Annotated in this window: 11 protein-coding genes; 3 read left to right on the top strand and 8 right to left on the bottom strand. The window is 70.4% G+C overall.

Annotation, left to right across the window (positions count from 1 at the left end):
• Nucleotides 1-329: 329 nt before the first annotated feature.
• The 3 genes from ABZ920_RS30105 to thyX form a co-directional block, all read right to left on the bottom strand.
• Nucleotides 330-2015, bottom strand: a complete 1686-nt coding sequence (locus ABZ920_RS30105; protein WP_361511902.1) for a ribonuclease J — start codon at nucleotides 2013-2015, stop codon at nucleotides 330-332.
• A 166-nt stretch (nucleotides 2016-2181) separates the two neighbouring features.
• Entirely contained in the window at nucleotides 2182-3081 is a 900-nt protein-coding gene (dapA, locus tag ABZ920_RS30110; RefSeq protein ID WP_361511905.1) for a 4-hydroxy-tetrahydrodipicolinate synthase, read from the bottom strand.
• Nucleotides 3082-3292: 211 nt separating this feature from the next.
• Nucleotides 3293-4033 carry an FAD-dependent thymidylate synthase gene (gene thyX / locus ABZ920_RS30115; protein WP_361511908.1) on the bottom strand — a complete coding sequence of 247 codons (741 nt, stop codon included), beginning with the start codon at nucleotides 4031-4033 and terminating at the stop codon, nucleotides 3293-3295.
• A 209-nt stretch (nucleotides 4034-4242) separates the two neighbouring features.
• Here thyX and ABZ920_RS30120 point away from each other — a divergent pair, with 209 nt between their 5' ends.
• A complete protein-coding gene (locus tag ABZ920_RS30120) occupies nucleotides 4243-4482 on the top strand; it encodes a hypothetical protein (protein ID WP_361511911.1) in 240 nt (79 codons plus the stop codon).
• 135 nt (nucleotides 4483-4617) lie between these two features.
• The gene (locus tag ABZ920_RS30125; protein ID WP_361511914.1) at nucleotides 4618-5175 is read left to right on the top strand and encodes a hypothetical protein; all 558 of its coding nucleotides are present in this window, start codon (nucleotides 4618-4620) and stop codon (nucleotides 5173-5175) included.
• Between the two features lie 66 nt (nucleotides 5176-5241).
• On the opposite strand, the gene ABZ920_RS30130 is transcribed toward ABZ920_RS30125, so the two are convergent.
• The 5 genes from ABZ920_RS30130 to rpsO form a co-directional block, all read right to left on the bottom strand.
• Nucleotides 5242-5697: a hypothetical protein gene (locus ABZ920_RS30130; protein WP_361511917.1), complete on the bottom strand. Its 456-nt coding sequence runs from the start codon at nucleotides 5695-5697 to the stop codon at nucleotides 5242-5244.
• 13 nt (nucleotides 5698-5710) lie between these two features.
• Nucleotides 5711-6463: a 4-hydroxy-tetrahydrodipicolinate reductase gene (gene dapB / locus ABZ920_RS30135; protein ID WP_361511920.1), complete on the bottom strand. Its 753-nt coding sequence runs from the start codon at nucleotides 6461-6463 to the stop codon at nucleotides 5711-5713.
• Between the two features lie 93 nt (nucleotides 6464-6556).
• A complete protein-coding gene (locus ABZ920_RS30140) occupies nucleotides 6557-7936 on the bottom strand; it encodes a pitrilysin family protein (protein WP_361511923.1) in 1380 nt (459 codons plus the stop codon).
• Nucleotides 7933-10176, bottom strand: a complete 2244-nt coding sequence (locus tag ABZ920_RS30145) for a polyribonucleotide nucleotidyltransferase (RefSeq protein ID WP_361511926.1) — start codon at nucleotides 10174-10176, stop codon at nucleotides 7933-7935. The genes ABZ920_RS30140 and ABZ920_RS30145 overlap by 4 nt, the downstream gene beginning before the upstream one ends.
• A 393-nt stretch (nucleotides 10177-10569) precedes the next feature.
• Nucleotides 10570-10857, bottom strand: coding sequence for a 30S ribosomal protein S15 (gene rpsO / locus ABZ920_RS30150; protein ID WP_171152312.1), 288 nt, complete (start codon nucleotides 10855-10857; stop codon nucleotides 10570-10572).
• A 311-nt stretch (nucleotides 10858-11168) separates the two neighbouring features.
• On the opposite strand from rpsO, the gene ABZ920_RS30155 reads away from it, so the two are divergent.
• Nucleotides 11169-11462, top strand: coding sequence for a DUF397 domain-containing protein (locus ABZ920_RS30155; protein WP_361511930.1), 294 nt, complete (start codon nucleotides 11169-11171; stop codon nucleotides 11460-11462).
• Nucleotides 11463-11534 lie beyond the last annotated feature (72 nt).

Genomic DNA, 11534 nt, shown 5'->3' on the forward strand with positions numbered 1-11534 from the left:
CCCGGCCGGGCAGTCGTGCTGTGGTGTGAGGGGTGCCGCTCGTGCGGCAGACGGTCGCCGTGGGAGCAGTACCGCTCCGTGGCAACTCGAAGAACTCTACGGATCCCCCAAGGGGCTGTCAACAGCAAGCGTCAAGATTTTTCGTCGAGGTCGACCAGACCTCCGCCGGCGTAGGGGTCACACGTGCTCCGACCTGCGAAGAAGCGGGGGCAGGACCTCGGCGAGAGCCGGGCACGCGCCTCGTCCTGGCCGGGTACGGGAGTGGGGTGCCCCGATGCGTATCGGGGCACCCCACTGCTGTTCGGGCGTGCGAGCAGTCGTGCGTCTGCTCAGACCTCCACCACGACGGGGAGGATCATCGGCCGGCGCCGGTAGGTGTCGGAGACCCACTTGCCCAGCGTGCGGCGGATGAGCTGCTGCAGCTGGTGCGTCTCCGCGACGCCCTCCTGGGCCGAGCGCTCCAGGGCTTCCGCGATCTTCGGCAGGACGCCGCCGAAAGCGGAGTCCTCGATACCGGAGCCGCGGGCCTGGATGTGCGGACCACCGGTGATCTTGCCCGTGGTCGAGTCCACCACCACGAAGACGGAGATGATGCCCTCGTCGCCCAGGATCTTGCGGTCCTTGAGCGCCGGCTCGCCGACGTCGCCGACCGAGAGGCCGTCCACGTAGACGTACCCGGCCTGGACCTTGCCGGAGATCCTGGCCTTGCCCTCGACGAGGTCGACGGTGACGCCGTCCTCCGCGATGACGATCCGGTCGTGCGGGACACCGGTCGCGGCGCCCAGCTCGGCGTTGGCGCGCAGGTGGCGCCATTCGCCGTGGACCGGCATCAGGTTCTTCGGGCGGCAGATGTTGTAGAAGTACAGCAGCTCGCCGGCCGAGGCGTGGCCCGAGACGTGCACCTTGGCGTTGCCCTTGTGGATGACGTTGGCGCCCCAGCGGGTCAGGCCGTTGATGACCCGGTACACCGCGTTCTCGTTGCCGGGGATCAGCGACGACGCCAGGATCACCGTGTCGCCGTGGACGATGCGAATCTGGTGGTCGCGGTTGGCCATGCGCGACAGCGCGGCCATCGGCTCGCCCTGCGAACCCGTGCACACCAGGACGACCTCGTGGTCGGGCAGGTCGTCCAGCGTCTTGACGTCGACGACCAGGCCCGGCGGGACCTTCAGGTAGCCGAGGTCCCGGGCGATGCCCATGTTGCGCACCATGGAGCGGCCCACGAAGGCGACCCGGCGGCCGTACTCGTGCGCGGCGTCCAGGATCTGCTGGATGCGGTGGACGTGGCTGGCGAAGCTGGCCACGATGATCCGCTTGCTCGCTCCGGCGAAGACCTGGCGCAGCACGCCGGAGATGTCACGCTCGTGCGCCGTGAAGCCGGGGACCTCGGCGTTGGTCGAGTCGCTGAGGAGGAGGTCGATGCCCTCCTCGCTGAGCCGCGCGAAGGCGTGCAGGTCCGTCAGGCGGTTGTCCAGCGGGAGCTGGTCCATCTTGAAGTCGCCGGTGTGGACGACCATGCCCGCGGGGGTGCGGATGGCGACCGCGAGGGCGTCCGGGATGGAGTGGTTGACCGCGACGAACTCGCAGTCGAAGGGGCCGATGCGTTCGCGCCGGCCTTCGGCGACCTCGAGCGTGTAGGGCCGGATGCGGTGCTCCTGGAGCTTCGCCTCGATCAGGGCGAGGGTCAGCTTGGAGCCGATCAGGGGGATGTCCGGCTTCTCCCTGAGGAGGAAGGGGACGCCGCCGATGTGGTCCTCGTGGCCGTGGGTGAGGACGATGCCCTCGATGTCGTCGAGGCGGTCCCGGACGGACGTGAAGTCCGGCAGGATCAGGTCGATTCCGGGCTGCTCCTCCTCGGGGAAGAGCACCCCGCAGTCGACGATCAGGAGGCGGCCGCCGTACTCGAAGACGGTCATGTTCCGGCCGATCTCGCCGAGACCGCCGAGCGGGGTGACACGCAGGCCTCCGTCGGCGAGCGGCGGGGGCGAGCCCAGTTCAGGGTGCGGATGACTCAAAAGACTCTCCTCACCACACGCGCCACGTACCGGTGGGCACGTGGCGCGCGTGACGTTCGTGCAGAAGCAGTTGTCGTGTGGTGCGCGGGCACCGGTGGCCCGCTTGTTCAGTTGTGAAGTCTCGTATGGCGCCGTGGGGTGCGGGACGTCCCGCGAAGTCTCGTTGTCAGAGCTGTACCCCGCCGGCGGCGAGATCGAGCTTGAGCTGCTCGGTCTCTTCGGGCGTGAGCCCCACCATCGGCAGCCGCAGCGGTCCGCCGGGCAGTCCCTGCAGGTCGAGCGCGGCCTTGGTGGTCATGACGCCCTGGGTCCGGAACATCCCGGTGTAGACCGGGAGCAGCTTCTGGTGGATCTCGAGGGCCTTCTGGACGTCGCCGGAGGTGAACGCCTCGAGGAGGGCCCGCAGCTCCGGGGTGACCACGTGGCCGACGACGGAGACGAAACCGACCGCGCCGACGGAGAGCAGGGGCAGGTTCAGCATGTCGTCGCCGGAGTACCAGGCGAGGCCGGAGCGGGCGATGGCCCAGCCGGCGCGGCCGAGGTCGCCCTTGGCGTCCTTGTTGGCGACGATCCGGGGGTGCTCGGCGAGCCGGACGAGCGTCTCCGTGTTGATCGGGACGCCGCTGCGGCCGGGGATGTCGTACAGCATGACCGGCAGCCCGGTGGCGTCGGCGACGGCCGTGAAGTGCTGGTACAGGCCCTCTTGCGGGGGCTTGTTGTAGTACGGCGTGACGGTCAGCAGCCCGTGCGCGCCGGCCTTCTCGGCAGCGCGGGCGAGGCCGACGCTGTGGTGGGTGTCGTTGGTGCCGACGCCGGCCACGACGTGGGCGCGGTCGCCGACCGCTTCCAGGACCGCGCGGACGAGGTCCGCTTTCTCCGCATCGCTGGTGGTGGGTGACTCGCCGGTGGTGCCGTTGACGACCAGGCCGTCGTTGCCTGCGTCCACCAGGTGGGCGGCGAGCCGCTGCGCGCCGTCGAGATCGAGTGCGCCGTCCGCCGTGAAGGGCGTGACCATGGCGGTGAGGACCCGCCCGAAGGGGGTCTGCGGAGTCGAGGTCGGAGCCATGGGTAACACGCTACTCGCTGCTCATGGGGTGGTCTGCCCTTGGGGCCTGCGGGAAGTCCGGACAAAGGGGGAGCCCGGCACTGCCTGCTCGGGGGTTCAAGCAGTGCCGGGTCCGTTCGATCAGGCTAGATGAACTTCTCGAAATGCCGCAATACGGACACCTCAGGAGGCTGACCCGTACATCTGTCCCTGACGGAAGAACGCGTACGGGCTACGGCGCGACGCGGCCGTTGGCGTTGAACGCGGCATGGGTGAGCGGCATCAGACGGGACCACTGGGCCTCCATCTTCTCGCCGACCATCTCGATCTCCCGCTGCGGGAAGGACGGCACCTTCGCCAGCTCGTGCTGGGTGCGCAGACCGAGGAAGTGCATCAGCGAGCGGGCGTTGCAGGTGGCGTACATCGAGGAGTACAGGCCCACCGGGAGGACGGAGCGGGCGACCTCGCGGGCCACGCCGGCCGCGAGCATCTCCTGGTAGGCCTCGTACGCCTGGCGGTAGGAGTCCTGCATGACCCGGCCGACGAGCTCCTGCTGGGCCGCGGTGCCCTCGACGAAGCGGTACTTGCCCGGACGGCCCTCCTGGACCAGCTTGCGGGACTCGTCGGGGATGTAGAAGACCGGCTGGAGCTCGCGGTAGCGGCCGCTCTCCTCGTTGTACGACCAGCCCACGCGGTGCCGCATGAACTCGCGGAAGACGAAGATCGGGGCGCTGATGAAGAACGTCATCGAGTTGTGCTCGAAGGGGCTGCCGTGCCGGTCCCGCATGAGGTAGTTGATCAGGCCCCTGGAGCGCTCCGGGTCCTTGTCCAGTTCCTCCAGGGACTGCTCGCCGATCGTCGAGACGCGCGCGGCGAAGAGCACGTCGGCGTCCGAGGCGGTGTGCTTGACCAGCTCGACGGTGACGTCACTGCGGAAGCTCGGCTTCAGGTCGTCGGCGGGGGTGTCGGTCACGGCGGGGAGGGTCCCTTCCTTCACTTCTTCGGGCGGCGCCCACTCTACGGCCCGGCACCGACACCGGGTCGTTCGGTGCCGGGATGCGGCATCCCCGAAGGAAACCCGGCGAATGCGCGGAAGCAGGCACCTTTCGGGACACTCACTCGTCTGTCCTGGTGCAAGCCACTGGTTCGATCACCGCAACGACAGGAAGGAGCCGTACCCCGATGTCCCGCCGGCGCGAGAGAGTCCCGTTCGCCCTCGTCGCAGAGGCCGACAGGTTTCGCAGCAATGTCACTCCCCCGCCCCGTCAGCGGGCGTCCGCGGGCACGCCGGCCGGGCGGTGCCTGCTGCGCCTGACCCTCGTCGCGGCGTTCGCGGGCTCCCTGATCCTCGGGATACCCGCGCTGTCCGCCGACCACTCGACGGCGCCGGCGCCGCAGTCCCAGGCCGCGCACGGGCACTGAACGGCCCGTCCGGGCACTCCGCCGGACTCCGGCAGCGCGGGACCGCACCTCGGTCGGACCCTCAAGGGTGGTGAGCGGGGACACGGGCGGATAGCCTCACCGATCACAGCCCCGTGGACGGAGTGAGGACCAGCCGTGCCCCTGCCCTTCCTGACGGCCGACCGCGCCTTCGACACCGCGGACGCGGACGACGTCGCCCTGCCGTACGACGACCGTGAGCGCTGGCGGCGCCCCTACCGGCCCGGGCCGTGGCGGGTGGCCGCGGCGGCGCTCCTGCTGCTGCTCGCCTCGTTCGTGCTCTTCGCGGCGGTCGTCACCGCGCTGACCGGCGCGCCGGCCTCCGTGGTGGTGACGCTGTGCCTGGCGCTGGCCGTCCTAGGCGGGGCGCTGCGGCTGCTGTGCATGGGCGTGTGGGTGAGCTCCCTCGGGCTGCGCCAGGTCCGCTTCCTCAGCCGCCGCACGGTGCCCTGGGCGCGCGTCGCCGCCGTCCGGACGGTGCAGCGGCCGGTGCGCTGGCTCGGACTGCCGCGCACGGTGCAGGGGCAGGCGCTGGTGCTCGTCCAACGGGGCCGCGCCGCGGACGACGCGCCACTGCTCACCACGCACAACGCCGACTTCCTGGCCCGTCCGGAGGCGTTCAACCGGGCGGCGGACGCCGTGGAGGCGTGGGCCGAGGAGTACCGCCGGGACTGACCCCGTGGACACGCCGGTGGGCCGGGCCGCCGCTCGTGTGGTCCGGTGGATCGGGCGCCGCGGCCGTCAGGCGCGTTCGAGGGGCTTGCCGTCGTGCAGGGCGATCGCGCGCTGCATCGCCTTGCGGGCCCGCGGGGTGTCACGGGCGTCGTGGTAGGCGACGGCGAGGCGGAACCAGGTGCGCCAGTCGCCGGGGGCCGCCTCCGTCTCGGCCTTCCGCAGGGCGAAGACCTCGTCGGCCGCGTCCCGGTCGATGCGCCCGCTGGGGGCGCGCTTCATGTCGTCGACGGGCAGGCCGCCCTCGGCGTCGAGCTCGGCCGCGAGCTGGTTGGCCCTGCGGACGAACTGGGTGTTCTTCCACAGGAACCACAGCCCGATCAACGGCAGGATCAGCACCGCGATCCCGAAGGTGACCGTGACGGGCGTGCCGGACTGGATGAGCATCACGCCGCGGCTGCCGACCAGGACGAAGTAGAAGACCAGGACGGCGGCCGTGACGAGGTAGGTGATCTTCGCGCGCATGAGGGTGCCGGACTCAGTTCAGGTCGAGGAAGTGCTCCAGGCCGAAGGTCAGGCCCGGAGTGGTCACCACGCGGCGCACGCCGAGCAGGATGCCCGGCATGAAGCTGCTGTGGTGCAGGGAGTCGTGGCGGACGGTGAGGGTCTCGCCCTCGCCGCCGAGCAGGACCTCCTGGTGGGCGAGCAGGCCGCGCAGGCGCACCGCGTGCACGGGCACGCCGTCGACGTTCGCGCCGCGGGCGCCCTCCAGGGCGGTGACCGTGGCGTCCGGAGCGGGGGCCGAGCCGGCCTTCGCGCGGGCCTCGGCGATGAGCTGGGCGGTGCGTGTGGCGGTCCCGCTGGGGGCGTCCACCTTGTTGGGGTGGTGCAGCTCGACGACCTCCACCGACTCGAAGTACGGGGCGGCGATCTGCGCGAACTTCATGGTCAGCACGGCGCCGATGGAGAAGTTGGGCGCGATGAGCGCGCCGGTGCCCGGGAACTGGTCGAGCCAGCTCCGCAGCCGGGCGAGGCGCTCGTCGGTCCAGCCGGTGGTGCCGACGACGGTGTGGATGCCGTGCCGGACGCAGAAGTCGAGGTTGCCCATGACCGAGGCCGGGGTGGTCAGCTCGACCGCGACCTGGGCGCCGGCCTCCACCAGCGTCTCGAGTTTGTCGTCCCGGCCGAGGGCGGCCACCAGTTCCATGTCCTCGGCGGCCTCGACCGCCCGGACCGCCTCGGACCCGATCCGGCCCTTCGCACCGAGGACCGCCACGCGCAGCTTGCTCATCTCTCCTGCTTCCTTACCGAAGACGGTTTCCGGGCCTCGCCGAGGACGGCGTCCGGGCCTCTCGCACCGCGTGCTCCACGCCGGGCGCCGGGGTCAGGCCACGGCGTCGTGCAGGCGGGCGGCCTGCTTGTCCTTGAGCGGGCCGATGACCGACAGCGACGGCCGCTGTCCCAGGATCTCGCGGGCCACCGTACGGACCTCGTCCGGGGTCACCGCGGCTATCCGGGTCAGCATGTCGTCGACCGACATCTGCTCGCCCCAGCACAGCTCACTCTTGCCGATACGGTTCATCAGCGCACCCGTGTCCTCCAGGCCGAGGACCGTGGAGCCGCGGAGCTGGCCGACGGCACGGGCGATCTCCTCGTCGGACAGGCCGTGCTCGGCGACGTGGTCGAGTTCGTCCCGGCAGATCTTCAGGACGTCGTGCACCTGGCTCGGGCGGCAGCCCGCGTACACCCCGAACAGGCCGCAGTCGGCGAAGCCAGAGGTGTACGAGTAGACGCTGTAGGCCAAGCCGCGCTTCTCGCGGACCTCCTGGAACAGGCGCGAGGACATGCCGCCGCCGAGGGCGGTGTTCAGCACGCCGAGGGCCCAGCGCCGGTCGTCGGTGCGGGACAGGCCCGGCATTCCGAGGACGACGTGAGCCTGCTCGGTCCTGCGGCCGAGCAGTTCGACCTTGCCCGCGGTGCGGATGGTGCGGCGGCCCTGGCGCGGGGCGAGGGGGGTGGCGTCCGAGTTCCTGAAGGCGCCCGCCTTCTCGAAGGCGGCCCGCACCTGGCGCACGACCTTGTTGTGGTCGACGTTGCCCGCGCAGGCGACCACGAGGTGGGTCGGGTCGTAGTGCTTGCGGTAGAAGCGGCGGATGCGGTCGGCGGTCAGGGCGTTGACCGTGTCGACCGTGCCGAGCACCGGCCGGCCGAGCGCGCTGTCGCCGAACATGGTGTGCGCGAACAGGTCGTGCACGCAGTCGCCCGGGTCGTCCTCCGTCATCGCGATCTCCTCGAGGATCGCGCCGCGCTCGACGTCGACGTCCTCCTCCTGGATCAGCGAGCCGGTGAGCATGTCGCAGACGACGTCGATGGCGAGCGGCAGGTCGGTGTCGAGCACGCGTGCGTAGTAGCACGTGTACTCCTTGGCCGTGAACGCGTTCATCTCGCCGCCGACCGCGTCGACGGCGGAGGAGATGTCGAGGGCGGACCTGCGGCTGGTGCCCTTGAAGAGCAGGTGTTCCAGGTAGTGCGTGGCGCCGTTCAGCGACGGCGTCTCGTCACGGGAGCCGACGTGCGCCCAGATGCCGAAGGTCGCCGAGCGCACGGAGGGCAGGGTCTCGGTGACGATGCGCAGCCCGCCGGGCAGGGTGGTCTTGCGGACCGTGCCGATGCCGTTCGTGCCCGCGATGAGTGTTTGGGTACGGGCGACGGCCCGCGCCTCCGAGGAGGTGCGGGCCGTCGCCTTGGAGCCACGGGACGTCACTTGTCGGTGTCGTCCTTCTTCGTCTCGTCGCCCTCGGCGGAGCCGCCGTCGGACTCGCCCTCGCCCTCGATCACGGGGATGAGGGAGAGCTTGCCGCGGGAGTCGATCTCGGCGATCTCGACCTGGACCTTGTGGCCCACGCCGAGGACGTCCTCGACGTTCTCCACGCGCTTGCCGCCGGCGAGCTTGCGGATCTGCGAGATGTGCAGCAGACCGTCCTTGCCGGGGAGCAGGGAGACGAACGCGCCGAAGGTGGTCGTCTTCACGACCGTACCGAGGTAGCGCTCGCCGACCTCGGGCATCGTCGGGTTGGCGATGCCGTTGATCGTGGCGCGGGCGGCCTCGGCGGACGGGCCGTCGGCGGCACCGATGTAGATGGTGCCGTCGTCCTCGATCGTGATCTCGGCGCCCGTGTCCTCCTGGATCTGGTTGATCATCTTGCCCTTGGGGCCGATGACCTCGCCGATCTTGTCGACCGGGATCTTGACGGTGATGATCCGCGGGGCGTGCGGGGACATCTCGTCGGGCCGGTCGATGGCCTCCATCATCACGTCGAGGATGTGCAGGCGGGCGTCGCGGGCCTGCTTCAGGGCCGCGGCCAGGACGGAGGCCGGGATGCCGTCCAGCTTGGTGTCGAGCTGGAGGGCGGTCACGAACTCCTTGGTGCCGGCGACCTTGAAGTCCATGTCGCCGAAGGCGTCCTCGGCGCCGAGGATGTCGGTCAGGGTCACGTAGTGCGTCTCGCCCTCGATCTCCTGGGAGATCAGGCCCATGGCGATACCGGCGACCGGGGCCTTCAGCGGCACACCGGCGTTCAGCAGCGACATGGTGGAGGCGCAGACGGAGCCCATCGACGTCGAACCGTTGGAGCTGAGGGCCTCGGAGACCTGACGGATCGCGTAGGGGAAGTCCTCGCGCGCCGGAAGGACCGGGAGCAGGGCGCGCTCGGCGAGGGCGCCGTGGCCGATCTCGCGGCGCTTCGGGGAGCCGACGCGGCCGGTCTCGCCGGTGGAGTACGGCGGGAAGTTGTAGTTGTGCATGTAGCGCTTGCGGGTCACCGGCGAGAGGGTGTCCAGCTGCTGCTCCATGCGGAGCATGTTCAGCGTGGTGACGCCCAGGATCTGGGTCTCGCCGCGCTCGAACAGGGCGGAGCCGTGGACCCGCGGGATGGCCTCGACCTCGGCGGCCAGGGTGCGGATGTCGGTGACACCGCGGCCGTCGATGCGCTTCTTCTCCTTGATGACGCGCTCACGGACCAGGGACTTGGTCAGTGCGCGGTACGCGGCGGAGATCTCCTTCTCGCGGCCCTCGAACTCCGGCAGGAGCTTCTCGGCGGCGAGCTGCTTGACGCGGTCGATCTCGGCCTCGCGCTCCTGCTTGCCGGCGATGGTGAGCGCCTGGGCGAGTTCGGGGCGGACGGCGGCGCTGAGCGCCTCCAGGACGTCGTCCTGGTAGTCCAGGAAGATCGGGAACTCGCCGGTCGGCTTGGCGGCCTTGGCGGCGAGGTCCGACTGGGCCTTGCACAGCACCTTGATGAAGGGCTTCGCGGCCTCCAGACCGGCGGCGACGACCTCCTCGGTGGGGGCCTCGGCGCCGCCCTTGACGAGCTGGATGGTCTTCTCGGTGGCCTCTGCCTCGACCATCATGATGGCGACGTCGCCGTCCGCCAGGACGCGGCCGGCGACCACCATGTCGAAGACGGCGTCCTCGAGCTCGGTGTGCGTCGGGAAGGCCACCCACTGGCCGTTGATCAGCGCGACGCGGACGCCGCCGATCGGGCCGGAGAAGGGCAGGCCCGCCAGCTGCGTGGACGCGGACGCGGCGTTGATCGCGACGACGTCGTACAGGTGGTCGGGGTTGAGGGCCATGATCGTGGCGACGACCTGGATCTCGTTGCGCAGGCCCTTCTTGAAGGACGGGCGCAGCGGGCGGTCGATGAGGCGACAGGTCAGGATCGCGTCCTCGGAGGGACGGCCCTCACGGCGGAAGAAGGATCCGGGGATCTTCCCGGCCGCGTACATGCGCTCCTCGACGTCGACCGTGAGGGGGAAGAAGTCGAGCTGGTCCTTGGGGTTCTTCGACGCGGTGGTGGCCGACAGCACCATGGTGTCGTCGTCCAGGTACGCCACGGCGGAGCCGGCGGCCTGCTTGGCCAGGCGGCCCGTCTCGAAGCGAATGGTGCGGGTGCCGAAGGAGCCGTTGTCGATGACGGCCTCGGCGTAGTGGGTCTCGTTCTCCACTAGCGTTTTCTCCGTTACTTGTCGTCTTTCGCCCCTCCTCGCCCGTGTGGCGGGGGGACGGTGGCGGAGAAGCGCGCCGTCTGGTGCGGGCCGGTCTTCGATCGAAGCACCCGGGGCAATCCCCCCCCGGGGGCCACTACCGAGGACCGGCGGCGGCGAGGTGCGCTTCTCCTCGTTCGTCGTGCGTGATCTCGCCGCGCCCTTACGGGTGGCCATCTCACGCTGTGTCATGCATGGTGCGTCCTGCTACCACACTACAAAGGGGCGGTGACACTCCGCACGTTCCCGTACGTACGGCGGACCCTTCCGCGGTGTTGCGCGCCCGGGCCGTTCGGCACGTACAGCAAAGGGAGCGGCCCCCTTGGTCGTGGGAACCGCTCCCTTCACGGCGTCTTACCTGGCGCCCGCCGCACCACGGCGGATGCCGAGGCGGTCGACCAGCGCACGGAAGCGCTGGATGTCCTTCTTGGCGAGGTACTGCAGCAGGCGGCGGCGCTGACCGACCAGGATCAGCAGACCACGGCGGGAGTGGTGGTCGTGCTTGTGGGTCTTGAGGTGCTCGGTCAGGTCGGAGATCCGACGGGACAGCAGAGCGACCTGGACCTCGGGGGAGCCGGTGTCACCCTCCTTGGTACCGAACTCGCCGATGATCTGCTTCTTCGTAGCGGCGTCGAGCGACACGCGTACTCCTCATTAGTCTGTGAGTGCCACCGAGTGCCCCCGGTCTTCTCCTCGGGGGAACTTCCATGACTCGGAAGGCGGGATCCGCTGGGCGCGGCCTCCAGATCCGCGGCGCTCACCCCGTCGGTGCGACGGAGGGATGCCTCGGCTGGGGTCCGGAGGTGCGTACAAACGGCCGTCACTCAGGGTACCAGGCCGTGGCGGGGCCCTGGCCGCGGTCCTGGAACCCCTCCGGCCGGTAGGCGCGGGCCACTAGGGTGAGCGCTCGGACCGTACATCGGACCGTAGACGTCGGAAGGGGTCGCTGCGGCATGGCGGAGACGGAAGCGGAGATCAAGGCGCGCAAGGAGCGGGAGCGGGACGAGCTGTACGCCCTCGACATCTCGGACGTGGAGTGGACGTGCGCGCCGGGCACGGAGGAGCACGAGGAGCGGGTCGAGATCGCCCGGCTTCCCGGCGGCGCCGTGGCCATGCGCTCGTCCCTCGACCCGGACACCGTCCTTCGGTACACGGAGGCGGAGTGGCGGGCGTTCGTGCTGGGGGCGCGGGACGGCGAGTTCGACCTGGAGCCGGCGCCGCACAACGGGGGGCTCGCGGCGGAGTGAGCCGGGGCGCCCGGCTCGTACCGCCGGCGCGCGGAAGCGGGAGGGGCGGCACACGTGACGTGTGCCGCCCCT

Source organism: Streptomyces sp. NPDC046831, from assembly GCF_040645305.1.
Classification (GTDB): domain Bacteria; phylum Actinomycetota; class Actinomycetes; order Streptomycetales; family Streptomycetaceae; genus Streptomyces.

Bases quoted from the DNA above. Each gene is read 5' to 3' on its own strand.
- ABZ920_RS30130 (WP_361511917.1), bottom strand. From the start codon at position 5,697: ATGCGCGCGAAGATCACCTACCTCGTCACGGCCGCCGTCCTGGTCTTC.
- ABZ920_RS30120 (WP_361511911.1), top strand. From the start codon at position 4,243: ATGTCCCGCCGGCGCGAGAGAGTCCCGTTCGCCCTCGTCGCAGAGGCC.
- dapB (WP_361511920.1), bottom strand. From the start codon at position 6,463: ATGAGCAAGCTGCGCGTGGCGGTCCTCGGTGCGAAGGGCCGGATCGGG.
- dapA (WP_361511905.1), bottom strand. From the start codon at position 3,081: ATGGCTCCGACCTCGACTCCGCAGACCCCCTTCGGGCGGGTCCTCACC.
- ABZ920_RS30155 (WP_361511930.1), top strand. From the start codon at position 11,169: ATGGCGGAGACGGAAGCGGAGATCAAGGCGCGCAAGGAGCGGGAGCGG.